Annotated in this window: 19 protein-coding genes and 3 pseudogenes; 9 read left to right on the forward strand and 13 right to left on the reverse strand. The window is 63.5% G+C overall.

The features are described from left to right. Positions 1-30: 30 nt before the first annotated feature. From LCM4577_RS23690 to LCM4577_RS23700, 3 genes are read right to left on the reverse strand one after another with little or no spacing between them, the layout of a single operon-like run. Positions 31-1,404 carry an MlaD family protein gene (locus LCM4577_RS23690; RefSeq protein WP_040981169.1) on the reverse strand — a complete coding sequence of 458 codons (1,374 nt, stop codon included), beginning with the start codon at positions 1,402-1,404 and terminating at the stop codon, positions 31-33. A 14-nt stretch (positions 1,405-1,418) separates the two neighbouring features. Then, a complete protein-coding gene (locus tag LCM4577_RS23695; protein ID WP_071029606.1) occupies positions 1,419-2,231 on the reverse strand; it encodes an ABC transporter ATP-binding protein in 813 nt (270 codons plus the stop codon). A gap of 1 nt (position 2,232) precedes the next feature. Next, the gene (locus tag LCM4577_RS23700) at positions 2,233-3,420 is read right to left on the reverse strand and encodes an ABC transporter permease (RefSeq protein ID WP_071073707.1); all 1,188 of its coding nucleotides are present in this window, start codon (positions 3,418-3,420) and stop codon (positions 2,233-2,235) included. Positions 3,421-3,497: 77 nt separating this feature from the next. On the opposite strand from LCM4577_RS23700, the gene dgcA reads away from it, so the two are divergent. Further along, complete coding sequence (dgcA, locus tag LCM4577_RS23705) at positions 3,498-4,481, forward strand: N-acetyl-D-Glu racemase DgcA (RefSeq protein WP_071029602.1); 984 nt, start codon at positions 3,498-3,500, stop codon at positions 4,479-4,481. Here dgcA and LCM4577_RS23710 read toward each other — a convergent pair. Both LCM4577_RS23710 and LCM4577_RS23715 read right to left on the reverse strand, forming a co-directional pair. Further along, positions 4,452-5,666, reverse strand: a complete 1,215-nt coding sequence (locus LCM4577_RS23710; RefSeq protein ID WP_071073775.1) for an MFS transporter — start codon at positions 5,664-5,666, stop codon at positions 4,452-4,454. The two genes, dgcA and LCM4577_RS23710, sit on opposite strands and share 30 nt — an antisense overlap. 188 nt (positions 5,667-5,854) lie before the next feature. Then, positions 5,855-6,685: a UDP-2,3-diacylglucosamine diphosphatase gene (locus LCM4577_RS23715; protein ID WP_116390141.1), complete on the reverse strand. Its 831-nt coding sequence runs from the start codon at positions 6,683-6,685 to the stop codon at positions 5,855-5,857. Between the two features lie 122 nt (positions 6,686-6,807). Between LCM4577_RS23715 and LCM4577_RS23720 the strand changes: the two genes are divergently transcribed. The 3 genes from LCM4577_RS23720 to LCM4577_RS23730 all read left to right on the forward strand — a co-directional run bounded on the left by LCM4577_RS23720 (position 6,808) and on the right by LCM4577_RS23730 (position 11,381). After that, positions 6,808-7,587 (forward strand): SDR family oxidoreductase, encoded by a 780-nt coding sequence (locus tag LCM4577_RS23720; RefSeq protein WP_071029598.1) that lies wholly within the window; start codon positions 6,808-6,810, stop codon positions 7,585-7,587. A 150-nt stretch (positions 7,588-7,737) separates the two neighbouring features. Beyond that, entirely contained in the window at positions 7,738-10,062 is a 2,325-nt protein-coding gene (locus LCM4577_RS23725; RefSeq protein ID WP_071073709.1) for an NADP-dependent malic enzyme, read from the forward strand. Positions 10,063-10,151: 89 nt separating this feature from the next. Further along, positions 10,152-11,381 carry a DUF2865 domain-containing protein gene (locus tag LCM4577_RS23730; protein WP_071073711.1) on the forward strand — a complete coding sequence of 410 codons (1,230 nt, stop codon included), beginning with the start codon at positions 10,152-10,154 and terminating at the stop codon, positions 11,379-11,381. Here LCM4577_RS23730 and gltX read toward each other — a convergent pair. Next, positions 11,299-12,672: a glutamate--tRNA ligase gene (gene gltX / locus LCM4577_RS23735; protein WP_071073712.1), complete on the reverse strand. Its 1,374-nt coding sequence runs from the start codon at positions 12,670-12,672 to the stop codon at positions 11,299-11,301. The two genes, LCM4577_RS23730 and gltX, sit on opposite strands and share 83 nt — an antisense overlap. A 711-nt stretch (positions 12,673-13,383) precedes the next feature. On the opposite strand from gltX, the gene LCM4577_RS23740 reads away from it, so the two are divergent. The 4 genes and pseudogenes from LCM4577_RS23740 (at position 13,384) to LCM4577_RS23755 (ending at position 18,608) form a co-directional block, all read left to right on the forward strand. Further along, positions 13,384-17,160, forward strand: a complete 3,777-nt coding sequence (locus LCM4577_RS23740) for a vitamin B12-dependent ribonucleotide reductase (RefSeq protein WP_071073714.1) — start codon at positions 13,384-13,386, stop codon at positions 17,158-17,160. A 90-nt stretch (positions 17,161-17,250) separates the two neighbouring features. Then, positions 17,251-17,460: a helix-turn-helix domain-containing protein gene (locus LCM4577_RS23745; protein WP_371410071.1), complete on the forward strand. Its 210-nt coding sequence runs from the start codon at positions 17,251-17,253 to the stop codon at positions 17,458-17,460. A 2-nt stretch (positions 17,461-17,462) separates the two neighbouring features. Continuing rightward, a complete protein-coding gene (locus LCM4577_RS23750; RefSeq protein ID WP_131803506.1) occupies positions 17,463-18,191 on the forward strand; it encodes an ImmA/IrrE family metallo-endopeptidase in 729 nt (242 codons plus the stop codon). Positions 18,192-18,235: 44 nt separating this feature from the next. Further along, positions 18,236-18,608 (forward strand): annotated as a pseudogene (locus tag LCM4577_RS23755) (VOC family protein). 231 nt (positions 18,609-18,839) lie between these two features. On the opposite strand, the pseudogene LCM4577_RS23760 reads toward LCM4577_RS23755, so the two are convergent. The 4 genes and pseudogenes from LCM4577_RS23760 to LCM4577_RS23775 all read right to left on the reverse strand — a co-directional run. Then, a pseudogene (locus tag LCM4577_RS23760) lies at positions 18,840-19,703 on the reverse strand (GH25 family lysozyme); the annotation flags it as partial. Between the two features lie 119 nt (positions 19,704-19,822). Then, positions 19,823-19,961, reverse strand: a pseudogene (locus LCM4577_RS23765) (muramidase); the annotation flags it as partial. A gap of 149 nt (positions 19,962-20,110) precedes the next feature. Further along, positions 20,111-20,896, reverse strand: coding sequence for a phosphodiester glycosidase family protein (locus LCM4577_RS23770; RefSeq protein WP_071073720.1), 786 nt, complete (start codon positions 20,894-20,896; stop codon positions 20,111-20,113). A 190-nt stretch (positions 20,897-21,086) separates the two neighbouring features. After that, the gene (locus tag LCM4577_RS23775) at positions 21,087-21,959 is read right to left on the reverse strand and encodes an undecaprenyl-diphosphate phosphatase (RefSeq protein WP_040981195.1); all 873 of its coding nucleotides are present in this window, start codon (positions 21,957-21,959) and stop codon (positions 21,087-21,089) included. 204 nt (positions 21,960-22,163) lie between these two features. On the opposite strand from LCM4577_RS23775, the gene LCM4577_RS23780 reads away from it, so the two are divergent. Next, positions 22,164-23,093, forward strand: a complete 930-nt coding sequence (locus LCM4577_RS23780; protein WP_071073722.1) for a hypothetical protein — start codon at positions 22,164-22,166, stop codon at positions 23,091-23,093. Between the two features lie 57 nt (positions 23,094-23,150). On the opposite strand, the gene LCM4577_RS23785 is transcribed toward LCM4577_RS23780, so the two are convergent. The 3 genes from LCM4577_RS23785 to LCM4577_RS23795 form a co-directional block, all read right to left on the reverse strand. Beyond that, positions 23,151-23,363 carry a hypothetical protein gene (locus tag LCM4577_RS23785; RefSeq protein ID WP_041008661.1) on the reverse strand — a complete coding sequence of 71 codons (213 nt, stop codon included), beginning with the start codon at positions 23,361-23,363 and terminating at the stop codon, positions 23,151-23,153. Between the two features lie 127 nt (positions 23,364-23,490). Beyond that, positions 23,491-23,886 carry a GFA family protein gene (locus LCM4577_RS23790; RefSeq protein ID WP_040981201.1) on the reverse strand — a complete coding sequence of 132 codons (396 nt, stop codon included), beginning with the start codon at positions 23,884-23,886 and terminating at the stop codon, positions 23,491-23,493. A gap of 118 nt (positions 23,887-24,004) precedes the next feature. Beyond that, complete coding sequence (locus tag LCM4577_RS23795) at positions 24,005-24,253, reverse strand: ParB N-terminal domain-containing protein (RefSeq protein ID WP_071073724.1); 249 nt, start codon at positions 24,251-24,253, stop codon at positions 24,005-24,007. Positions 24,254-24,383 lie beyond the last annotated feature (130 nt).

The following is a 24,383-nucleotide window of genomic DNA, read 5'->3' on the forward strand; positions in this document are numbered from 1 at the left end:
TCATTTTCTTGGCGGTCGCGGCGGCCGAAGTCAACGCCGTGCCCTTCCATCGAACTGCCGGACCTCGCCGTCGCCGCCGGACAGGATGCGCTGCGGATTGCGGCTGAGGTCGGTCACCGCCTCCTCGATGCGGTTGATCGAGCGGCGGCTGTCCTGCACCAGCGCCTCGACGTTCTGCAGACCCTGGCCGGAGAAGCGCGACAGGTTGTCGACGATGGTGCCGAGGCGGGAGTTCAGCGTGTCGGCCACCTGCTTGAAGGATTTCAACGTCGCCCTGGCATCGGCCATCACGCCGTTGGCCTCACCGGAGCCAAGGAGATTGTCGACCTTGGCCAGGATGCCGTCGACGCGCACCGAGGCGTCGTTGAGGCGCTGCGCAAGCTGGCGGGCATTCTTGATCGTGTCATTGATGTCGTCGGAGCGGTTGGCGATCTTGTCGGTGACCTTGGCGATGTCGGAAGCCGCCTTGTCGGCGCTGACACTGGCCTTCTGGATGTTGGCCAAAGCGGCCTTGACGTCGGCCGGATCGATGCCGTCGAGCACGCCGTTGACTTTGGCCAGTGTCCCTTGCGTCTGCTTGGCGAAATCGTTGATCGAGCCGACCGCCGTGTTGACGTTGCCGATGACGGTGTCGAACTGCTTCGAGGTCTCCTTCAGGTTCGCCGTCACCGTGTCGACATTGGCCACGATGCTTTTGATCTGGTCCTTGTCGACGGAATTAAGCAGGCCTTCGGCGGCCTTCAGCGTGCTGTCGAGCCGGCCCGAGACATTCTTCAATTGATCCGAAAGCGAGCTCACCGCCGTCAGGAACTTGTCGATGCCGTCGGAATTCTTGGCCAGCGCGTCCGAGAAGGTCTCGACATTCTTGACCGTCTGCGTCAGCGGGCCGCGAACGTCCTTGGTGAAGCCTTCGAGCTCGCTCAGCACCTTGTCGGCGCGCGTGAAAATGTTCTGCGCCGTCTGCAGAAGATTGGTGACCGCCGACGGGTTGGCGGTTATCTCTGGGATCCTGCCCTCTTTCTCCGCCTCGTCGAGCAGCTTCGCTTCCTTGGGGTCGGCGCCGCGGAGCTCGATATTGGCCTGGCCAGTCAAGCCAGCCAGGCCGATATCGGCCTGTGTCGACTTGGTGATGGGCGTCATGCGGTCGATCTCGGTGTCGGCGATGGCCACCGTCGGATTGTCGACGTCGATATAGACCCGTTTGACGTCACCGACCTTGACGCCGTTGAACAGCACGAAGCTGCCGCGGCCGAGGCCTGAGGCCGAACCTGGAATGCGCACGCGCAGCATTGTCGTTTCGCCTCTGTCGCCGATCGCCGCGGTCCAATAGACGAAGGCGAAAGCCGCCAGGATCGCTCCCAGCGTGAAGATGCCGACAATAACGTAGTTGGCTCTTGTTTCCATCGACCCACTTATGGCTATGCGCGCGCCGCAAGATCAAGTTGCCGGGCGCGTTTTCCGCGGAAATAGGATTTCACCCACGGCTCCTCGCTCTTCAGCATGTCGTCGATCGTGCCTTCGACCAGCACCCGCTTCTTTCCGAGCACCGCGACGTGGTCGCAGGCGGTGAACAGCGTGTCGAGATCGTGCGTGACCATGTAGACGGTCAGATCCATCGTGTCGCGCAGCTTGACGACAAGCTCGTCGAATTCGGCCGCGCTGATCGGATCGAGCCCCGATGTCGGCTCGTCGAGAAAGACGATGTCGGGGTCGAGCGCCAAGGCGCGCGCCAGCGCGGCGCGCTTGATCATGCCGCCGGACAGCTCGGAGGGAAATTTCTGTGCGGCGTCGGCCGGCAATCCGACCAGCTCGATCTTGAGCATGGCGAGTTCGTCCATCAGCGCCCTGGGCAGGTCGAGATATTCGCGCATCGGCACCTGCACGTTTTCCAGCACGGTCAGCGCCGAAAACAGCGCGCCATGCTGGAAAAGGACGCCGAGCCGCATGTCGATGCGTAAACGGTCTGCGTCGCTTGCCTTGTCGACGTCGACGCCGAACAGTTTGATCGTCCCCGATTGCTTCGGCATCAGTCCCAATATCGTGCGCAACAGCACCGATTTGCCGGCGCCCGAAGCGCCGACGAAGCCGAGGATTTCCCCACGCTTGATGTCGAGCGAAAGCTTGTCGAGGATCAGCTTGTCGTCGATGGCGACGGTGACGTCGCGCACCGAAAGCACGATTTCATCGTCATGCGCGTCCTGCGCTGCTGTGGCGCCGTTGCCGTCCGCCATCTCAGAACCCGATCGCTGCGTAGAACATGGCGAAAAGCCCGTCGAGGATGATGACGACGAAGATCGACTTCACCACCGACGCGGTCACGTGGAGGCCGAGCGATTCAGCGCTTCCGCCGACTTTCATGCCCTCGACCGATGCGATGATGCCGATGATCAGGGCCATGAACGGCGCCTTGATCAGGCCGGCGAAGATGGTGCTGAGATCGATGGCCACGCGCAGCCTGTCGATGAACGCTGCCGGCGGAATGTCGGAATAGAGCCAGGCAGCGACGATGCCGCCGGCAAGGGCCGCGAAATTGGCGATGATGGTGAGGCAAGGCAGCCCGATCACCAGCGCGACGAGTCGCGGAAAGACCAGCACGCCGATCGGGTTGAGGCCGATCACCTTCAGCGCGTCGACCTCCTCGCGCATCTTCATCGAGCCGATCTCGGCGGTGATGGCGCTGCCCGAACGTCCCGCGAGCATGATCGCCGTCATCAGCACGCCGAGCTCGCGCAGGATGAGCACGCCGACAAGGTCGACGACGAAGATGTTGGCGCCGAAATAGCTGAGCTGGTAGGCGCCCTGCTGGGCGACGATGGCGCCGACGATCGCCGACATCAGCACCACCACCGGTATGGCGCCGACGCCCATGCGATCGATCTGGTTGAAGATCGCGGCGGGATTGACCGCGTGACCGCGTCCGAGCTTCATCTGCGCGCCGCGGATCGTGGCGCCGAGGATGTTCATCGAGGCCAGGAAGTCGTCGCGCATCTCGTAGACGCGGCGGCCGACCAATTCCAGAGCGCGCAGGATGATGTTGGGCGGGCCGGCCGATCCCGATTCGGGCTCGCGCCGCACCGCGTCGCCGACAGCGCCAAGCAGGATCGAGGCGATCTCGCTCTGGCCCTGCAAATGGACCTCGACGCCTTTCTTCTCGAAGGCGCTGGCCAGCCTGTCGATCAGCCAGGCGCCGGCGGTGTCCATCTTCTCGATGTGGGAGAGATCAAGCATCAGCTGTTTCGCGCCGCTTCTCTGCTCGATCTTGCGCATGTCGGCATCGACCGCCGCGACGGTGCGCGTCGTCCACACGCCGGAAAAGGCGCAGCCGAGCACACCACCTTCCTCGCCCACGGCAACGCGCGGCCGGTGCTCGGCGTCCTTGGCGGCCTCGCCGCTTGCGTCGCGTTTGCGGATGGTCAACATGGCGTCCTGTTTAGCGTGACGGGACTGGCGTGTCGATTTGCCGGCAGACCGGTGTCGCACAGCCGGAGAAGAAAATTATGGTGCGTGTCATTTCGGTCGAAATGGAGCGATTCCCGATCGCCGGCACCTTCACCATCTCACGCGGATCCAAAACCGAGGCCGAAGTCATCACCGTAACGATCACCGACAAGGGACGTTCCGGTCGCGGCGAGTGCGTGCCTTACAAGCGCTACGGCGAGACCATGGAGGGGGTGCGCGCGGCCATCGAAGCCATGCGCGATCCCATCATCGCCGGCATCGACCGGACCGCTCTGCTCGCGGCCATGCCGGCGGGCGCCGCGCGAAACGCCATCGATTGCGCGCTTTGGGACCTGGAAGCCAAGCTGACCGGCACGCCGGTGGCGGCGGCGATCGGCATCCTTCCGACCAGGCCGCTGGAGACCGCCTACACGCTGTCGCTCGCCGAGCCGGAAGCCATGGCGGCGCAGGCGCGCGCCAATGCCGCGCGGCCCTTGCTCAAGGTCAAGATCGGCGGCGACAACGACATGGCGAGAATCCGCGCCGTAACCGAGGCCGCTCCCGAAAGCCGCATCATCCTCGATGCCAATGAGGGCTGGACGCATGAAAATGTCGAGGCGAACCTTGCCTTCGCCGCGCAGCATGGCATCGCGCTCGTCGAGCAGCCGCTGCCGGCCGGCAAGGACGAGATCCTGCGCCGGATCGCGCATCCGGTGCCGGTCTGCGCCGATGAAAGCGTGCATGCGGCGAAGGACCTCGACGCGCTGGTCGGTCTCTACGACGCCGTCAACATCAAGCTCGACAAGTCCGGCGGCCTGACGGAGGCGCTGAAATTGCGCAACCGAGCCCGCGACCTGGGCTTCGGCATCATGGTGGGTTGCATGGTCGGCACCTCGCTCGCCATGGCGCCGGCGGTGCTCCTGGCGCAGGGCGCCGACTTCGTCGACCTCGACGGTCCGCTGCTGCTTGCGCATGATCGCGAGCCTGGCCTCGTCTACCGGGGATCGCTCGTTTCACCCCCTGACAGGGTGCTTTGGGGCTGAGCGGGAAGCGAGGCCTATCAGCACCACGCCGACGATCGCGATCGGGATCATCGCCCAGAAACCGTCGACGCCCAGGCGGTCGTAGAGCGGGCCGGACGCGAGCGTCACCGCCGCCATGAAGAAGCCGTTGAAGAAATAGGCGATGCCTTGCGCAGCACCCGTGCGCTCCTCGGAAACCGTCTCGCCGATCATCTTCTGCAGGCCGATCAACACCATCGCCACCGAAACCGAATGCAGCGACTGGACAAGGAAGAAGCCCGCGACGCCAAGCCCAAGCGGCCAGACCAGTGGAAAGGCGATCCAGCGCACGATCGAGCCGATACCGGCGATCACCATCACCCTGACCACCGAGGTGGAAGCAAAAATACGGTTGAAAAACAGGAACATGCAGACTTCGGACACCACGCCCCAGGCCCATAGCAGGCCAACGACGGAATCGCCGATGCCGATCGACTTCCAGTAGATCGACACGAAGCCGTAGAGGAAGGCGTGGCTGGCGGTGATGATGCCGACGCCGAGCGTGAAATAGAGGAAATATGCGTTGAAGAGGCTCGGCGCCTTATGCTGGATCTCGGTGGCTGACAGCGGCGAGGCCTTGCGAGGCCGCCCCATGCGCGGCGCCCATAGCCCTGCGGCCAGAGCCGCGCCGATTGCTATGAAGATGATGACCGGAACGGCCTGCGGACCCGTGGCCGAAAGGATGAAGCCGCCCACGACATTGGCGCCAAGATAGGAGATCGAGCCCCATTTTCGCATGGCGGTGTAATTGGAGCCGAAGCGCCGCACGCCCGATAGCGCCAGCGAATCGGCCATCGGCGAATGCGGCGTCCAGACGATCGTCAGCAAAAGCGACACGGCAAGCACGATGGCGTAGGTGGCCGGCAGGAAATAGCCCGCGGAGACGACCATCGAGGCCGCCACCAGTACGATGTAGACATTGGCGCGGTCTTTCGCCCGGTCGGCAAGCGCCGTCAGCATCGGCGTCGTCACCACGCGCAGGAACATCGGCGCAGCCAGGATGACGGCGATCTGCTCGGCATGAAAGCCTTTCGACTGCAGCCAGAGCGGAAAATAAGGCAGATGCGTGCCCTGCGACACGAACAAGGTCGCGAAGATCAGGCTCATGCGCAGTTCGAAATGGCAGGGCTTGACGAGTTGCTCGGGCGACAGGGGCGGCAGCGACATGAATCGATCCAATTACGCTGCAATCGACAGCCTGCAACGCGTCTCGATCCCTAACATGCGGCAAAGCGCGGCGGAACTGTCTGGACCAATCGATCAAGGGCAAAGCTGTTGACGAACGAGGCTCGGGAGCGCGGCCCGCTCAATGTCAACGCAACGAAAGGGTCAGGCTGAACCGGGGGCGGCGGCGTTCAGGCCGCTTGAGCCGCCCTGCCCTTGAGATCGACGAGGTCGACCGGCACCAGCACATCCTTGCCGGTCGAAGATTCGGGCAGCACATGCGCCCAGGTCAGGATCTCCATGCGGCCGTCGAAGTGCTCGACCACCGCCGTGCAGCTTTCCACCCAGTCGCCGGTGTTGATGTACTGCACATCGCCATAGCTTTCGATGGCGGCGTGATGGATGTGGCCGCAGATCACGCCGTCGACATGCGAGCGCCGCGCTTCTTCCGAAAGCACCGTCTGGAACGAACCGATGAAGTTCACAGCCTTCTTCACCTTGACCTTGGCCCAGGACGAGAACGACCAGTAAGGCAAGCCGAGCAGGTGACGCAGCTTGGTCACCACCCGGTTGATCAGCATCGCCGTGTCATAGGCATAGTCGCCGAGATAGGCGAGCCAGCRCTGGTTGTGCACCACCGTATCGAACTGGTCGCCATGGATGACCAGCAGGCGCCGGCCGGCCGCGGTCTCGTGGATGGCGCGGTCGGCGACGACGATGCCGCCGAAATGCACGCCCTGGAACTGGCGGGCGAATTCGTCGTGATTGCCGGCGATATAGGTGATCGAAGCGCCCTTGCGCGCCTTGCGCAGCAGCTTTTGCACCACGTCGTTGTGGCTCTGCGGCCAGTGCCAGCTGCGCCGCAGCCGCCAGCCGTCGACGATATCGCCGACCAGATAGATGATCTCGGCATCGTGATAGCGCAGGAAATCGATCAGGAAATCGGCCTTGGCCGCTTTCGAGCCGAGATGCACGTCGGAAATGAACAGGGCGCGGAAGGTGCGGGGCTCTGGGTTTGACATCACGATTTACCCTTTGCTTTCGCGTGCCTATGCCCCGATTCATGCAACAACCGTATGACGGTTGCGGTTGGTCCAGCCCAGGCGCTAGCTTGGCACCGGCAAAGCACCAGGAGAAAATCACCATGGATCTCGGCATTCGCGGCAAGAAGGCCATCGTCTGCGCCTCGAGCAAGGGACTTGGAAAAGGCTGCGCCATGGCGCTGGCCGAGGCGGGCGTCGACCTCGTCGTCAACGGGCGCAACGCCGAGCTTCTGGCTAGGACCGCTGCTGAAATTCGCGAAAAATTCGGCGTCAAGGTGATCGAGGTCGCCGGCGACGTGTCGAAGCCCGAGGTGCAGAAGGCGCTGCTTGCCGCCTGCCCTGATCCCGATATCCTGGTCAACAACAATGGCGGCCCGCCGCTGCGCGATTTCCGCGAGCTCGACCGCGCCAAGATCCTCGAGGGCGTGACGCAGAACATGGTGACGCCGATCGAGCTGATCCAGGCGATGATCGACGGCATGGCTAAGCGCGGCTTCGGCCGCATCGTCAACATCACCTCGCTGTCGGTCTATGTGCCGATCCCCGGCCTCGACCTGTCGTCCGGCGCGCGTGCCGGACTGACCTCGTTCCTCGCCGGCGTGGCGCGCACGGTGATCGACCGCAACGTCACCATCAACAGCCTGCTGCCCGGCAAGCTCGACACCGACCGGTTGCGCGGCCCGCATGAGGCAGGCACGCAAGAAGATCCGGCCGCGGCCGCCGCGCGCAAGGCCCGTATTAGCGCCGACGTGCCGGCGAAACGTCTCGGCACGCCGGAGGAATTCGGCCAGATCTGCGCCTTCCTCTGCTCGGTCCATGCCGGCTACCTCACCGGCCAGAACATCCCGGTCGACGGCGGCCTTTACGTCAGCGCCTTCTGAGCATCGCCTGAGGCTCTCCAGCCAACCAGCTGGAATCGGTAGATTATTTGCGCTCCGGCATTGTGAAGCCGGAGCCTGCGATTTGCGGTCGCGAAAAATCGCGGGCGCATGCTAAAAGGCTCCAAACCAGCATCGCAGGGAGGGGCCGCAATGGACGGCGAGAACAAGAAACCGGCCCGGTCGGACCTCGACGAGGCCGCCCTCTTCTTCCACAAGCACCCGAAGCCGGGAAAGCTCGAGATCCAGGCGACGAAGCCGCTCGGCAACCAGCGCGACCTGGCGCTCGCCTATTCACCGGGCGTCGCCGCGCCCTGCCTCGAGATCCGCGATGATCCGGCGACCGCCGCCGACTACACCGCCCGCGCCAATCTCGTCGGCGTCGTCTCCAACGGCTCCGCGGTCCTCGGACTCGGCAATATCGGCCCGCTCGCCTCCAAGCCAGTGATGGAAGGCAAGGCGGTGCTGTTCAAGAAATTCGCCGGCATCGACGTCTTCGACATCGAGATCGACGCGCCCGGGATCGAGCGCATGGTCGAGACGGTGGCCGCGCTCGAGCCGACTTTCGGCGGTATCAACCTCGAGGACATCAAGGCGCCGGAATGTTTCGAGGTCGAAGAGGCGCTCAAGGCCCGCATGGGCATTCCGGTCTTCCACGACGACCAGCATGGCACGGCGATCATCGTCGCCGCCGCTGTGCTCAACGGGCTGGAACTGGCCGGCAAGGCGATTTCCAACATCAAGATCGTCACCTCGGGCGCGGGTGCGGCAGCACTTGCCTGCCTCAACCTTCTGGTCTCGCTCGGCGCCAGGGTGGAAAACATCTGGGTCACCGACCGTTTCGGCGTCGCCTACAGGGGCCGCGTCGAGGAGATGGATCGCTGGAAAGACCCTTATGTGAAGGACACCGAGGCGCGCACGCTGGCCGATGTCATTCCCGGCGCCGACGTTTTCCTCGGCCTCTCCGCCGCCGGCGTGCTGAAGCCGGAGCTCCTGCAGCACATGGCGCCGAAACCGCTGATCCTGGCTTTGGCCAACCCCAATCCGGAGATCATGCCGGAAGTGGCGCGCGCCGCGCGCCCGGACGCCATGATCTGCACCGGCCGCTCGGATTTTCCCAATCAAGTCAACAACGTGCTCTGTTTCCCTTACATCTTCCGCGGCGCGCTGGACTGCGGCGCCAGCGCCATCAACGAGGAGATGAAGATGGCGGCGGTCAGGGCGATCGCCGCCCTTGCCCGCGAGGAGCCTTCCGATGTCGCGGCACGCGCCTATTCCGGCGAGACGCCGATATTCGGTCCCGATTTCCTGATCCCCTCGCCCTTCGATCCGCGCCTGATCCTGCGCATCGCGCCGGCGGTGGCGAAGGCTGCCTGCGACACCGGCGTCGCGACGCGGCCGATCGCCGACTTCGCCGCCTATATCGACAAGCTCAACCGCTTCGTCTTCCGCTCCGGCCTGGTGATGAAGCCGGTGTTCTCCTCGGCCAAGACATCGAGCACCAAGCGCGTCATCTATGCCGACGGCGAGGACGAGCGCGTGCTGCGCGCAGCACAAGTGGTGCTGGAGGAAGGCATTGCCGAACCGACCCTGATCGGCCGCCCGCATGTGGTGGAGGTGCGCCTGAAGCGTTACGGCCTGCGCATCCGGCCGGGCGTCGATTTCGCCCTGATCAATCCAGAGGATGATCCGCGCTACCGCCACTATGTCGACCTTTTGATCGAGCTTGCCGGCCGGCGCGGCGTGACGACGGAAGCCGCCCGCACCATGGTGCGCACCAACAATACGGTGATCGCGGCGCTCGCGCTGAGGCGTGGCGACGCGGATGCAATGATATGCGGGCTCGAAGGTCGCTTCGAGCGGCATTTGCGCAATGTCTCGCTGATCATAGGGCCGCGCGCCGGCGTCAAGGATCGCGATCTGTCGACGCTCTCCATGTTGATTTCGCAGCGGGGCATCGTCTTTCTCACCGATACCTATGTCTCCATCGATCCAACGGCGGAGGAGATCGCCGAGATGACAGTTCTGGCGGCGGAGGAGATCAGGCGTTTCGGCCTGGAGCCCAAGGCCGCCCTGCTCTCGTTTTCGGATTTCGGTTCGCGTGACGCGCCGAGCGCCTTCAAGATGCGGCAGGCCGCCGCGATCCTGGCGCGCATCGCGCCCGACCTTGAATGCGACGGCGAGATGCATGCCGATACAGCACTTTCGCAACATCTGCGCCAGCGCGTCTATCCGCATTCCAGGTTGAAGGGCGAAGCCAATCTGCTGGTCTTCCCGAACCTCGATTCGGCCAACATCACACTGACGGCGCTGGGCGCCATGATGGATGCGCTGCATGTCGGACCGATCCTGCTCGGCACCGACAAGCCCGCGCATATATTGACGCCGTCGGTGACCTCGCGCGGCGTCGTCAACATGACCGCGCTGGCCGTGGTCGAGGCCGCGCACAAGGCGCAGGCGCTTGTCGATCTGAATTGAGGCGGCGCACCAAGCACCGGTGCAGACTAGGGAACAGTTAACCACGAACGCGGTAGTTTCCGGCCAAGGGCAATCGGGATTCCAGGCGGATGAAGGGGTTGAAGCTGATGCATCTTGCGGCGCTGCTTGCAGCGCTTGCAGGTTCAGCTCTCGCCGTCACGCAATCCCAGGCGGCTTCTCGCATATGCAGGCAACTCGAAGCCGAGCTCGCCGCGGCACGCGGCGGTGGCGGGGGGCCCGGCATCGTGCGCAAATATGACGATGCCATCCAGCGCCAGCGCGAGCAACTGGCCAAGGCCCGCGGCCGGGCAAGCGACGCCAATTGCGGCTTCACGCTGTTTTCGCGCAATGTCAGCCAATGCGCGGCGATCAACGCCTCGATCGAGCGGATGAACGCCAATCTCGACACGTTGCAGGCCAAGCGCGAGCGACTATCCGCCGGCGGCGGCACGCGGCGCGACCGCAGCCGCATCCTGGCGGCGCTCGATGCCAATGGCTGCCGCGGCGACGAGCCCCCGCTCCGCCGGGCGCCGCTTCAGGAGGAGGCTTCCCGCGACAATGGCGGCGGCAATCTGTTCGAGCAGCTTTTCGGGCGCCAGGACCAGCAGCTCGAAACGCCCGATGCCCCTGACATGCCGGACGCGGCGGACGTACCTGCCGATGATCCCAGCGTGCGCAATATCCGCCGCATCATCAACCAGCCGGACGGCATGGACCTGCCCAGGTTGGGCGGCGGGTTCCGCACCATGTGCGTGCGCACCTGCGACGGCTATTTCTTCCCGATGTCCAACGCCGCCTCCGTCGGCGATTTCGAGCGCGACCAGAAGAACTGCGAATCGAGCTGCCCCGGCACCGAGATGCAGGTCTTCTATTCGCGCGGAATGGACGACGATTCGGGATCGATGACCTCCTCGGTCACCGGGCAACCCTACAGCGAGCTGCCGACCGCCTATCTCTACAAGCAGGCCAATTACTCGCGCCCGCCGAGTTGCGGGTGCAACGCCCAGGCCGGCAATTTCACGATCATCGGCGGTAACCCGCCCAATCCCGAACAGTCGCAACCGGACGGCGGGGCAGCGCCCTTCATTCCCGTACCGGCGGCCAAGCCCGATCCGGGCGCCGATCCCGAGACGCTCGCCAATGCCGAAGGCGGGCTCGACCTGGACGCGATCAAGCGGCTGACCACCAAGGTACCGGTGTCGCCGGTCTCGGCGCTGCCGCCGGATCAGCGCAAGGTCAGGGTCGTCGGGCCAGCGTTCCTTCCCGACCCATCAGCGGCAATAGATCTGAAAGCTCCGGCCCCGAAGTCCGCCCGGTAAGCGCCAGCCGCAGCGGCATGAACAACGGCTTGCCCTTGCGCCCCGTGGCTTCCCTGATCTTGCCGGTCCAGTCCTTCCAGACCGTGCCGTTCCACGGCTCCTCCGGCAGCAGCTCGAACGCCTGATTGAGGAAGTCGCGGTCCTCGCCGGAAAAGTCGGCCGGCTCCTGCGGACCCTCGTTCAGGATGCGCCACCAGGCGACCGCGTCCGACAGGCGGTCGAGATTGCCGCGCACCGCCAGCCAGAACGGCTCGGCCTTGTCGCCGGAAATGCCCAGCACCATCAGCCGGTCGCGCGCTTCCTCGAACGGCATATGATGCATCAGCGTGCGGTTGAGCACGAAGAGCTCGTCCGGGTCGAATTTCGAGGCCGACTTGGAGGTCGCCGCCGGGTCGAAATGGCCGGCAAGCTCGTTGAGGTCGTGCGCGGCGGTGACATTCTCCGATGTGCCGACGAGCACGGCCAGCGAGGCGACCGCCATCGGCTCGATGCCGTCCTCGCGCAGGCTTTCGATGGACAGCGCGCCGGTGCGCTTCGACAGCCCCTCACCCGACACGGTGGTGAGCAGGTTATGGTGGCCGAAGATCGGCGGCTCGGCGCCGAGCGCCTTGAAGATGGCGATCTGCACGCCGGTGTTGGTGACATGGTCGTCGCCGCGGATGATGTGGCTTACGCCCATCTCGATATCGTCGACCACCGAAGGCAGCGTGTAGAGATAGGTGCCGTCCTCGCGCACCAGGACGGGGTCCGACAGCGAGGCGAGATCGACGGTCTCCTCGCCACGCACAAGGTCGTTCCAATGCACCTCGGTGCGCTCCGGCTGCAGCGGATCGCTGGTGAAGTTGGGCAGCAGGAAGCGCCAGTGCGGTTTGCGTCCGTCCGACTGGTATTCGGCCACCTGCTCCGGCGTCAGCGTCAGCGCCTCGCGGCCATAGACAGGCGGCAGGCCGCGCGTGCGGCGCACCTTGCGGCGCAGGTCGAGCTCTTCCGGCGTCTCGTAGCAGGCATAGAGCACGCGAGCCGCCTTCAGCCGCTCGACCGCCGCGTCATAGATCTCGAAGCGGCGCGACTGGTACTCGGTGACGTCCGGGAAGATGCCCAGCCAATGCAGGTCATAAAGAATGGAATCGGCATATTCCTGCTTCGAGCGGGCGATATCGGTGTCGTCGAAGCGCTGGATGAAACGACCCTTGTTGTTCATGGCGAAAAGCCAGTTGAACAGCGCGGTGCGCGCATTGCCGATATGGATGCGGCCGGTCGGCGATGGAGCAAAACGTACGGTAACTGTCATGAGCGGGGCGTAGCGGATGCTTTTGGTGTTGACAAGGCGCGCCCCCGCGCGAACGCAACAGATAGTGCAAGCCAGCTAAAATGAAAAGCCGCTGCCCGACACGGCTTCCTGGCGGCCTGACAAACGGCGTCAAGTGCCTGCAAACCCGGGCTTGTTATGTCCCCGTTATCCACATGTGTGACACACAAGATGTTGGGGTCACAAAAGCTACAAAAACGAATCCTTGACGGGTCGGAACGAGTCGCTTTTTATGGGCCATGCGCTCCTGTTGCGGGCGTGACCGGAGAGTTTAGAGGCCGGTCTTTTTTCCCGGATTTTGTGCGTTTTGCCCACATTTCCGCCCGTTCACGAGGCCGGCGGAAGCGTTGGGATCTTTATGGCTTGGGTGGGCGAAAGGGAGAATTGTCGGCCTGGAAAAAATGATCTGTTAACACTATATTTAGCGTTTGCAGGCAGGCTGGACCCTAGATAGTGTGAACCTCCCTCTTCCGAGGGAATCGACCAAAGTTTCAGTTGAGGGACCCGCGGGGGTCGGCCTGCAGCCCGGGCAAATGTCCGGCCAGGTGTTTTGCTGTCTGCATGGCGGCGCCCGCGACGAGGAGAATGCCGGCGTCACCGCGATGCCGGCAAACGGCGGACCGTGCTTTTCGCCATGTGGGGCAGAAATCCCCGGGGAAAAGCGCTATATATAGAGACAAAGGGACCGGACCAATGCGCATCGAGCGTCGCTTCACCAAGCCAGAGCAATCAGCCTATGCGGAGATCGAATTCCGCAAGGCTTTGTCGGAGATCAAGAATCCCGACGGCTCGGTGGTGTTCCGCCTCGACAACATCGATGTGCCGGCGCAATTCAGCCAGGTCGCGGCCGATATCCTGGCCCAGAAATATTTCCGCAAGGCCGGCGTGCCGGCGCGCCTGAAGAAGGTCGAGGAGAACGACGTCCCCTCCTTCCTGTGGCGCTCGGTTGCCGACGAGGCCGAGCTCGCCAAGCTGCCCGAGGCCGAGCGCTATGGTTCGGAGACCGACGCCCGCCAGGTCTTCGATCGCCTCTCCGGCACCTGGACCTATTGGGGCTGGAAGGGCGGCTATTTCAAATCCGAGGAAGACGCGCGCGCCTTCCGCGACGAGCTTGCCTATATGCTCGCCACCCAGCGCGTCGCGCCGAACTCGCCGCAATGGTTCAACACCGGCCTGCACTGGGCCTATGGCATCGACGGCCCGAGCCAGGGCCACTTCTATGTCGACCCCTTCACCGGCAAGCTGACCAAGTCGAAGTCGGCTTACGAGCACCCGCAGCCGCATGCCTGCTTCATCCAGAGCGTGCAGGACGACCTCGTCAACGAGGGCGGCATCATGGACCTGTGGGTGCGCGAGGCGCGCCTGTTCAAATACGGCTCCGGCACCGGCTCGAACTTCTCGATGCTGCGCGGCGAAGGCGAGAAGCTTTCCGGCGGCGGCCGCTCGTCCGGCCTGATGAGCTTCCTCAAGATCGGCGACCGCGCGGCCGGCGCCATCAAGTCGGGCGGCACGACGCGCCGCGCGGCAAAAATGGTCATCGTCGACGCCGACCATCCCGACATCGAGCAATTCATCGACTGGAAGGTCAATGAGGAGCAGAAGGTCGCCTCGCTGGTGACCGGCTCGAAGATCGTCAAGAAGCACCTCGAAGCCATCATGAAGGCCTGCGTCAATTGCGAAGGCGATGGCGACGACTGCTTCGACCCGGCGCTGAACACCGCGCTGAAGCGCGAGATCAAGGCGGCCAAGAAGGACGCCGTGCCGGAGAACTACATCTACCGCGTCATCCAGTTCGCCCGTCAGGGCTACACCTCGATGTCGTTCAAGACCTACGACACCGACTGGGATTCCGACGCCTACCTCACCGTCTCCGGCCAGAACTCCAACAACTCGGTGTCGCTGAAGGACAATTTCCTGCGCGCCGTGGAGACCGATGGCGACTGGCAGCTCACCGCCCGCAAGGACGGCAAGGTGCTGAAGACGCTGAAGGCGCGCGACCTGTGGGAAAAGATCGGCTACGCCGCCTGGGCGTCGGCCGACCCGGGCCTGCACTTCAACACGACGATGAACGACTGGCACACCTGCGCGTCGGCCGGTGCGATCCGGGCCTCCAACCCGTGCTCGGAATACATGTTCCTCGACGACACGGCCTGCAACCTCGCCTCGATCAACCTCCTGCCCTACCGCAAGGAAGACGGCACGATCGACATCGCCGCTTACGAGCACACCGTGCGGCTATGGACCGTCGTGCTCGAGATCTCGGTGATGATGGCGCAGTTCCCATCCAAGGAGATCGCCAAGCTCTCCTACGACTACCGCACGCTCGGCCTCGGCTACGCCAATATCGGCGGCCTCTTGATGACCTCGGGCATTCCCTACGACTCCGACGAGGGCCGCGCGATCTGCGCCGCGCTCACCGCGATCATGACCGGCGTCGCCTACTCGACCTCGGCCGAGATGGCTTCCGAACTCGGCGCCTTCCCGGACTATGATCGCAACGCCCAGAACATGCTGCGCGTCATGCGCAACCATCGCCGCGCCGCCTATGGCGACAAGGACGGCTACGAGAAGCTTGCCGTCAACCCGGTGCCGCTGGTCGCTGCCGACCTGAAGCAGCAGGCGCTGGCCGAGCATGCCCGCGCCGCCTGGGACCGCGCCATCGAGCTCGGCGAGGAGCATGGCTACCGCAACGCGCAGGCGACCGTGATCGCGCCGACCGGCACGATCGGCCTCGTCATGGACTGCGACACCACCGGCATCGAGCCCGACTTCGCCCTGGTGAAGTTCAAGAAGCTCGCCGGCGGCGGCTATTTCAAGATCATCAACCGCGCCGTGCCGGAGGCGCTGAGGACGCTTGGCTATTCCGAAAGCCAGATCGCCGAGATCGAGGCCTATGCCGTCGGCCACGGCAACCTCAACCAGGCGCCCGGCATCAACCCGTCCTCGCTGAAGGCCAAGGGCTTCACCGACGAGAAGATCGCGGCACTGAACGCGGCGCTGAAGTCGGCCTTCGACATCAAGTTCGTGTTCAACCAGTGGACGCTGGGCGCCGACTGGGTGAAGGAGACGCTCGGCTTCACCGACGAGCAGCTCTCAGACGTTTCCTTCGAGATGCTGCCGGCGCTGGGCTTCTCCAGGAAGGACATCGACGCCGCCAACATCCATGTCTGCGGTGCCATGACGCTCGAAGGCGCGCCCTTCCTCAAGGCCGAACACCTGCCGGTGTTCGACTGCGCCAGCCCGTGCGGCAAGATCGGCAAGCGTTCGCTGTCGATCAACAGCCACATCCTGATGATGGCGGCGGCGCAACCCTTCATCTCGGGCGCCATCTCCAAAACCATCAACATGCCGAACGAGGCGACGGTCGAGGACGCCAAGAACGCCTATATGCTGTCCTGGAAGCTGGCGCTGAAGGCGAACGCGCTCTATCGCGACGGCTCGAAACTGTCGCAGCCGCTCAACGCCTCGCTGCTCGCCGATGACGACGGGGATGAGGACGAGGCGGTCGAGCAGTTCATCGCCGCGCCCGCCGCGCAGCGCGCCGTGCAGGTGACGGAAAAGATCGTCGAGCGTGTGGTGGAACGCCTCTACCGCGACCGCGAGAAGTTGCCGAACCGCCGCAAGGGCTACACGCAGAAGGCCGTCGTCGGCGGCCACAAGGTGTATCTCAGGACCGGCGAGTTCGACGACGGCCGCCTGGGCGAGATCTTCATCGACATGCACAAGGAAGGTGCTGCCTTCCGCGCGATGATGAACAACTTCGCCATCGCGATCTCGCTCGGCCTGCAGTACGGCGTGCCGCTCGACGAATATGTCGAGGCCTTCACCTTCACCAAGTTCGAGCCGGCCGGCATGGTGCAGGGCAACGACGCGATCAAGAACGCCACGTCGATCCTCGACTACGTGTTCCGCGAGCTGGCCGTCTCCTATCTCGGCCGCCACGACCTCGCCCATGTCGACCAGTCGGACTTCGACAAGACGGCGCTCGGCCGCGGCATCACCGAAGGCAAAGCGACGCCCTTCTCCAAGGGCCTCTATCGCGGCGCCTCGCCGGTGAAGCTGGTGAGCGGCATCGGCAGCGAGCCGAAGGGCTTTGGCGGCTCAACGTCGACGCCGGCCCCTGCCCGCGCGGCGCCGACCGCCTTCGCCGGCTCCAACGTGCTGGCGCTGAAGCCGGCCAGCGACGAGGCGCTCGCCTACAAGCGCGACTATGAGGAGCGCGCCCGGGAACTGGCCGAGGACATGGTGGAAGAAGAAGCTGAGGCCGCCGGCGGCGCCGAGGCTCTGTTCACCGACGCCGCCGCCAACGAGGCGGCCGAAGCGAAGAAGCTCGCCGCGACAAGGCGCCAGCAGTCGCTGCTCCAGGGCTACACCGGCAACGAATGCTCCGAGTGCCACAACTTCACCATGGTGCGGAACGGCACCTGCGAGAAGTGCGACACCTGTGGTTCGACGAGCGGGTGCAGCTGATCGACCCCAATGAATACTCCGCTTAGCTCGGATCCCTATCGCCTCACGCCCTTCGGACGTCTTTGCTCCGAAGGGCGCAGTGCGATGACTATGACAAGGCCCGAGCTAGCGAAGTTAGTAGGGACATCCCCCCTCGACATATCTCGTATCGAGCGCGGAGAAAAATCGCCGCCAGCCCACTATGTGCTCTTGGTGATGGACATACTTGAGCTCGACAAGACTGAAGTCGAGTTAGCGCTCGCAGAGCAGGATCCGACCTACAAAATCACCCGTGTTACCCAGCCCCGATATGGTGCTTAACAATGGACGATGTATTTATTAGCAGAGGTGCTTCGGCCAACAAAATTCGCATATTGGCCGAATGGGTCCGAAAAGAACTTTCAAACTCAAACAAAGGGACGTTTGATATAATTCGTTTTATTGAGATTGACCTACCAAAGCTATTTCCAGGGTTATATGTTCACATCGAGTCGGATAATAAGATGGGAAGCGCGCGGGCATTCGTCTCCGAGGATCCGCTGGGAATAGTCGTCTCAGATAGCATTTACGAAGGCGCGTCTAACGGATGCATGTTTTCGGCGGAAATAATCATGCACGAGGTTGGGCACCTTTTGCTGCATCATCGATACGCAGCGCTTGGGCTAAACAGTGCTGCAGAACCTTATCAGCAGAGAGTCGAGGGAGCAGGTTTCGCTCACAGCGCTGAATGGCAAGCCACCATGTTTGCGCTCTGCTTTCTTTACCCGTTCTCAGAGTTCAAGAAGTTCACCGGAGTGGGGGAACTTGCGAAATCAAGTAGGCTGACACATGGCCAAGCAAATCGTGTTCTCAACCACATTAAGAGGCTAAGAGTTCGACAGAACTACTCCGATACGGTGTTAGACAGGAGTTGGCTCAAGGGGGTCACGGAATCATTCCCGAAGATCCAAAAGGCTCGCCCATCCAAACTGAGGTCACAACTCTTGCTGTTTTTTGGGGACACAAGGCGAGCCCGCAACGTGCGTCGACTTGAGGTTGGCTTGCTGGCTTGAAAAATCGTTGCGGTCGGCTCATCTGAGCGTCCGCGATATTCGTCATGATCGACCACATCACCATCGAAGTCGGCGACCTCGCCAAGAGCAAGCTCTTCTATGAGAGAGCCTTTGCGCCCCTGGGCTACAGCTTGTCCTTCGGCAAGGAGAGCGTGTTCTGGGCCTTCGATGTCGGCAAAGGCTGCCTGTTCGAGATCCAGCGGACGGGCGAGACGCCGCCGCTCACCCATCTGCATGTCGCCTTCCGGGTGAAGAGCAAGGCCGAGGTCGACGCGTTCTACCGCGCGGCGCTCGAAGCGGGCGCAGCGGACAATGGCGCGCCCGGGGCCGCGCCCGGACTATGCCGAGCATTACTACGCCTGCTTCGTGCTCGATCCCGACGGCTACAACATCGAGGCGATGATCAACGAGGGGTGATGTGCCGACGCCCCCTCCAAATTCGTCATTCCAGGGCGGAGCAAGGAGCGAAGCGACGCGCGAAGACCCTGGAATCCATGCCGTGATATGAACGCGTTGCAGCGGTCCAGAATTCTGCGCCGTTGCACGCTACGACAAAGGTCACGGCATGGATACTCGGGTCAAGCCCGAGTATGACGACGGCGCATTGCGAGGCGTCCGCTCATCTCCCTTGGGGAGAAGGAGAAGCGCCTAATCCGCGTCGGCCACCATCTGCCCGCCGCCGCCCAGCCAGGCGCGCCATTGGCGCTCGTCGCCGTGGAAGACGTTGAGGTCGATGCGGCCGCTTACGCCATGCGACAGCCCGGAGCCCGAATACTGCCAGAACAGCCATTTGCGGCCGGGATAGACCTTTGACGGATGCGCCGCCACGGCGCGCAGCCAGAACGGGTAATCCAAGAAGGCCCCGCGCAGGTTGTCGCGATAGAAGTCGGGGCTGGTGTAGATGATCGGACGCTGGCCGTAATGGCGCTCCAGCTTGTCCATGAACACCTGCATCTTCTCCAGCACCTTGTCGCGCGATGGCCTGCGCTTGCAGGAGGATTCGCCGTTCCACTCGACGTCGATGACCGGCGGCAGCGCGCCGTCGACCTTCGGCACGTTGCGGATGAACCAGTCGGCCTGCTCGCCGGCCGTGCGGCACCAGTAGAAGAAATGATAGGCGCCGCGCTTCAGCCCGGCGGCATCGGCGTTGCGCCAATTCTTCATGAACATTGGGTCGAGATGGTCGCCGCCGTCGGTCGCCTTGATATAGGCGAAGTTGGCGCCCTGGGCGCGAAGCTTTTCCCAGTTGATGTTGCCCTGCCAGCGCGAGACGTCGACGCCATGCACGGCGAGATGCCGCGGCGAGGAGCGGCCGAAATTGATCGGCTTGGCATCGCGGAACGCATAGCGGGTGACCGGGCTGGCGAGCATGGCGGGCGCGGCGCGCGACAGCCGCTTCGGCGGCGAGACGAGCGCTGCCTCCTGCACCGGCGGCTCGACGCTGTCCGGCAGATCGGTCGCCGGGAAGTTCACCGTCTCCTCCTCGGCGAGGCCGAAGGGGCGCGAATTCTCGTCGTCAGCGCCCGCGTTACCTTCGTCAAGCAGCGGCGCCGGCGGCGTGATGCGCGCCATGCCCGACATCGACGCGGTCTCGACGGTCTTTTCCCTTACGGCGGTCTTCACGCCTTTCGACACCGGCGCGCTCGGCCGCACGACCGAGCTCGTCGTCTCGTTGGACGGCAACTGCAAGGCATCGACGCCCGACGTGGACGAGCAGCCGCCAAGGCAAAGCGCTGCGAGCACGAAACTGACGACGCCAAAAATCCGCATCTTTGACCTGTACGCGAGACAAAACAGACCGAAGGCAGGAACAACGCCGCCGGAAACCCCATTCCTAATGAGAAATTACCAACAAAGTTTGAATCAAAATTTACCTTTGGCGCGATCGGATGATTCGAGATGACGCCGAAGACGGTCGGCTACCGCCTGAACACGCCGATCATCGGCCCGAGATTCCAGAAATCGTCGTTGCGGCCGATCCCGGGCGCATAAAGGCTCGAGATCGAGCCGTCGAGGAAGAGCGCATTCGGGCAGCCGAGCTCGTCGCGGAACAGCCGCGCGAATTCGTGGAAGGTCACGACGTCGTCGGAGATCGCGAAGACCGCGACGCCGTCGGCGCGCACGCCCACGCCGTCGCGGATCTTGCGCGAGGTGCCGTTTGCCTGAAATTTCGGATGCAGCTTGCCGTCGATGACCAGCATCGGTCCGGACTGCGTTGCGTAGTCCACGCGCGGCGGACGCTTCAGGTAATCCCTGGTCGCGCGAACGCCGGCCTTGCCGGCGCTGAGATAAAAGATGCCGTTCGGCTGCATGGAGAAATTGCCGGTTCCCGATCCGGTCCTCGCCGGCGTGACCTGCTCGCCGTGTTCGACATAGAGCCCGACCGGCGCGAGGTTCGGATGATACATGCCGGCATTGATGCCGAAGAGCATGGTGCGCCCCGTCGCCTGCTGTGCGCTGCGCAGATTGTGCAGAGACCGGTAGAGCTCGCCGTCCTTGTCTTTCCAGAACAGTTCGATGGAAAAATGCTTCGGATCGGTCTCGCAGACCAGGTAGGTCGCGTTCTCGAAGGTCTGGTTGCGGCAGGGCGGCAGCGCCGCCAGCCACTGGCCAAGGCCCATGCCCGCGCCGACCGCGGCAGGCACCGCCGATTTCACCAGCGTTGCCAGCAAAGGCACCGATTGCAGCAGCGTCACTAGATCCATCAGAGCCCCGAAGAAATAGCGGATGGCGTGGCGGCCTCCAGGCCAGGCAGGGTGTGTCGAGATTCAGGTCAGGCCGAGCCGAAAATGGTGGCTTTCGAGAACCGGAGCGGAGCGTACTTAAGTACGTGAGCACCGGAAGCGCAGGAAGCCGCCATTTGCAGGCCGGGCCTCACCTGAATATCGACACACCCTAGGTGAGCCAGCCGGTGGCGACGCCGATCAGCAGCACCACGCCGAGCAGACCGCGATAGATGACGAACGGCCAGGCGGAGAAGCGTTCGAGCACCCGCATCAGTCCCCAAATGGCGAAGAAGGCTGAGATCGAGGCGACGACGAGGCCGACAGCCAGGATCGACCAGCCATGCGCGTCGAGATGCACCTTGTGCAGTTCATAGAGCTCCTTGAGGCCGGCCAGCGCGATGGCCGGCAAGCCGAGCAGGAAGGACAGGCGCGCCGCCTCCGGCCGGGCAAAGCCCAGCCCCATCGCCGCCGTCAGCGTCGAGCCCGAGCGCGAGACGCCGGGAATAAGCGCGCCGACCTGGGCGATGCCCACCAGCAGCGCGTCGAGGATCGATGCCTGGCGCAGCATGAGCTTGTGGCTGGCGAAAATCTCGGCGAGCGCCAAGAGGATGGCCATGGCGATGCAGGCCCAGCCGATGACTGCGAGCCCGCGCAGCGGCGAATTGCAGGCGTTGAGCACGCCGGAAAGCGCAAGGCCCGCAATGACGATCGGGACGGTGGCAAGCACGATGCTGATCGCGAGGCGGAAATAACGGTCACCGAAATCGCGGCGCGAGATCGCCGAGATCGATCCGAACAGCACGTCCCTGACGTCGCTCCAGAAATAGCTGACCACCGCCGCCAGCGCCGCCAGTTGCATTGCGGCGGAGAAGGCCGAGCCTGGGTCCTGCCAGCCGAGCACGGCCGGCACGATGCGCATATGCGCGGTCGACGAGATCGGCAGCAATTCGGTGATGCCTTGCACGATGCCCAGAAATGCCACCTTGGCATAACCCAGGCCGACAAAGCCGGTATCCAACCCTTGAGTGCAGACGTCGGTCATCTCAATCCTTTTCCCGACGCCCCGGCCCCTGCCGAGGCAAAAGTGAATCGTCATTCGAAAGCCCTGGAAGACAGGCTTAGCCTCACGATAGCGTGATTCCAACTCACGGATTTGTAAGGTGCCGCTAATCCTGCTTGACAACCTTCGGCACCATATTATCATCCACTAATCTTACACTGTAAGGTGTATCGCAGGAGGATAGTCATGTCGACCGCCGCCCTCGCGGAATTGGAGCCGGTCACGCCGCCGGAAACGCATGTCCCTGAAATCGCAATCGAGGAGGTGTCGCGCGATTTCAGCCGCGCCATCGAGCGCGCCGAAGTGGCGGCCTGGCTCGACCTCTACGAAGCGGCGCCCACCGACTTCGCCGCGCGGCAAGGGCTGTCGATCGCGAGCGAGGGCGATCTGGTCTGGACCACCTGCACGACGATCCCGTTCATCCATTTCAACTGCGTGAAGAATATCGGTGTCGACGGTCCGGCGACGGAAGAACAGGTCGACGCGCTGCTCGCGCGCTACCGTGATGCCGGTATCACGCGGCCGTGGTTCTATACCAACCCGCATGTCGAACCGGCGCGGCTGCGATGCTGGCTGGAAGCGCGCGGCCTGCAGCATCAGGGCGGTTGGGAGCGCATCTATCGCGACGCGACGCCGCTGCCGGACAAACCACTTTTCCCGGGTGACCCGCTGATCCCGGTAGACGATCTGGTGGTCGAGCAGGTCACGCCCAGGACAGCTTCGCAATGGGCTTCCTTCATCGATGCCAAATACAGGCTCCCCACCTCGCCCTGGCTCATGGCGCTTGTCGGCCGCAAGGGCTGGCGTCACTACATGCTGAAACGCAGGGGTGCGGTCGCCGCCGTGCGCTCGCTCTTCATCTCAGACGGCACCGCCTGGAGCGGCATCGATGCGCCGGTGCCCGGCATCATGGCGCCGAGCTTCGATCTTGACGCCATGCTTGGCGAAAGGCTGGTTCGCGACGGCATCGCCGCCGGCGCAAAACTTTTTGTCGCCGACATCGAGGCGCCGCGCCCCGACCGCGACGGACCGGCCTATCGCAACTACGACCGGCTCGGCTTCAAGCTCGCCTATTTGCGCAATCATTACAGCTACCTGCCCGCGCATTCGAGTTGATCGGCAGCTGTTGTCCCTGCGCAATTCCGGCGGGAAACTGACATTTTGTGGGCCGCCTCAGCGGTAGAGCCATTGCTTCAGGCAGCTTCTTGCCACCACATGCGCCGGCGGCACCGAAGCCTGGTCGATGCGGGAATCATCGCCAGCCCTGTCGCGCGCCTTCTCCAGAAGCAGGCGGATCTCGGCCGGACGCACCCGGTCGCGTTCCATCACGAGCTGGATCATCGGGTCGTTCAAAAGCTCGTCCAGGGTGTTGATGCTCTCGCTCATCCGTCGCCTCCTCGATGCCGGCCCGCACCGCTTTAAATAGGCAGCAATGATGGCTCGCCAATGACGCTTTGCCGGCTATGTCGTGAATCGAAGATGAAATTTTTGTGCAGGCCTGCGTCGCAATGACTCAGGCCGGCGGCGCGCCTTCATATTGCGGCAGGCCATCGTCGAGCATCACCCAGGGCTGCTTCGAGGCGGTCCAGAAATGCATGTCGGGCTTGAACAGCGACGGGTCGTCGAGCGACCCCGACGTGACGCCGAGAATGCCCCGGGAGTCGCGCCGTGAGAACAGCGTGGTGCCGCAGGCCGGGCAGAAGCCGCGCTTGAGGTCCGGCGTGGAATTGATTGTCGCCACCGGGCCTTCGATGGTCACGTCGTCGATACGGAACAGAAGTCGCGCATTGAAGGCGGCGCCRATCGCTCTCTGGCAGATCCGGCAATGGCAGACCCGTTCGTTGACCGGTTCGACTTCGGCCTTGTAGCGCACCGCGCCGCACAGGCATCCGCCCTCATATTTTGCCATGGCAAGCTTCCTGTTCGTGAACTATCGGCACGCTCTAGCCGCCGGCGCGGCAGCGTCAATCAAAAAGCATTGATGGGACGCGATCGGTAACGGTGATGAAGCGGCCGGACGCTCAGGATCAGTGGCGCTTGGCCTGCACGAGATAGGCGTCGATCGTGGTTTCGCCGAGCCACTTGGCGGYTTCGAGCCGGTGCAGCCCCTCAACTAGGATGTGGCGCTTGCCGTCGTGCCGCACCTGGATCGGCGTCTTCATGCCATTCTCGAGGATATCCTCGGCAAGATGGCGCACGGTCTCGGGATGCAGCGTCTTGCGACGCGCCGTCGGCACGTAGATGTCGTCGACCTTGACCTTTTGTACCCGCAGCATGTCGACTCCCCGGCACTGAACGTCGCCTTCCCATGAAATAGTCTGTTTGCCGGATATGGCCAAGCGCGCGCTGGCCCGATGCTTTCCATTTGACGCTCGGCCGGCCAATGGTCTCAATGACGGCCTCGTG

Origin of the sequence: Mesorhizobium sp. LCM 4577 (assembly GCF_001854795.2) — a bacterium.
GTDB lineage: Bacteria > Pseudomonadota > Alphaproteobacteria > Rhizobiales > Rhizobiaceae > Mesorhizobium > Mesorhizobium plurifarium.

Coding starts and splice junctions, on each gene's coding strand:
- LCM4577_RS23730 (WP_071073711.1), top strand. CDS start 10,152: ATGAAGGGGTTGAAGCTGATGCATCTTGCGGCGCTGCTTGCAGCGCTT.
- LCM4577_RS23750 (WP_131803506.1), top strand. CDS start 17,463: ATGGACGATGTATTTATTAGCAGAGGTGCTTCGGCCAACAAAATTCGC.
- LCM4577_RS23780 (WP_071073722.1), top strand. CDS start 22,164: ATGTCGACCGCCGCCCTCGCGGAATTGGAGCCGGTCACGCCGCCGGAA.
- LCM4577_RS23690 (WP_040981169.1), bottom strand. CDS start 1,404: ATGGAAACAAGAGCCAACTACGTTATTGTCGGCATCTTCACGCTGGGA.
- LCM4577_RS23700 (WP_071073707.1), bottom strand. CDS start 3,420: ATGTTGACCATCCGCAAACGCGACGCAAGCGGCGAGGCCGCCAAGGAC.
- LCM4577_RS23740 (WP_071073714.1), top strand. CDS start 13,384: ATGCGCATCGAGCGTCGCTTCACCAAGCCAGAGCAATCAGCCTATGCG.
- LCM4577_RS23720 (WP_071029598.1), top strand. CDS start 6,808: ATGGATCTCGGCATTCGCGGCAAGAAGGCCATCGTCTGCGCCTCGAGC.
- LCM4577_RS23695 (WP_071029606.1), bottom strand. CDS start 2,231: ATGGCGGACGGCAACGGCGCCACAGCAGCGCAGGACGCGCATGACGAT.
- LCM4577_RS23770 (WP_071073720.1), bottom strand. CDS start 20,896: ATGGATCTAGTGACGCTGCTGCAATCGGTGCCTTTGCTGGCAACGCTG.
- dgcA (WP_071029602.1), top strand. CDS start 3,498: ATGGTGCGTGTCATTTCGGTCGAAATGGAGCGATTCCCGATCGCCGGC.
- LCM4577_RS23725 (WP_071073709.1), top strand. CDS start 7,738: ATGGACGGCGAGAACAAGAAACCGGCCCGGTCGGACCTCGACGAGGCC.
- LCM4577_RS23745 (WP_371410071.1), top strand. CDS start 17,251: ATGACAAGGCCCGAGCTAGCGAAGTTAGTAGGGACATCCCCCCTCGAC.
- LCM4577_RS23710 (WP_071073775.1), bottom strand. CDS start 5,666: ATGTCGCTGCCGCCCCTGTCGCCCGAGCAACTCGTCAAGCCCTGCCAT.
- LCM4577_RS23785 (WP_041008661.1), bottom strand. CDS start 23,363: ATGAGCGAGAGCATCAACACCCTGGACGAGCTTTTGAACGACCCGATG.
- gltX (WP_071073712.1), bottom strand. CDS start 12,672: ATGACAGTTACCGTACGTTTTGCTCCATCGCCGACCGGCCGCATCCAT.
- LCM4577_RS23775 (WP_040981195.1), bottom strand. CDS start 21,959: ATGACCGACGTCTGCACTCAAGGGTTGGATACCGGCTTTGTCGGCCTG.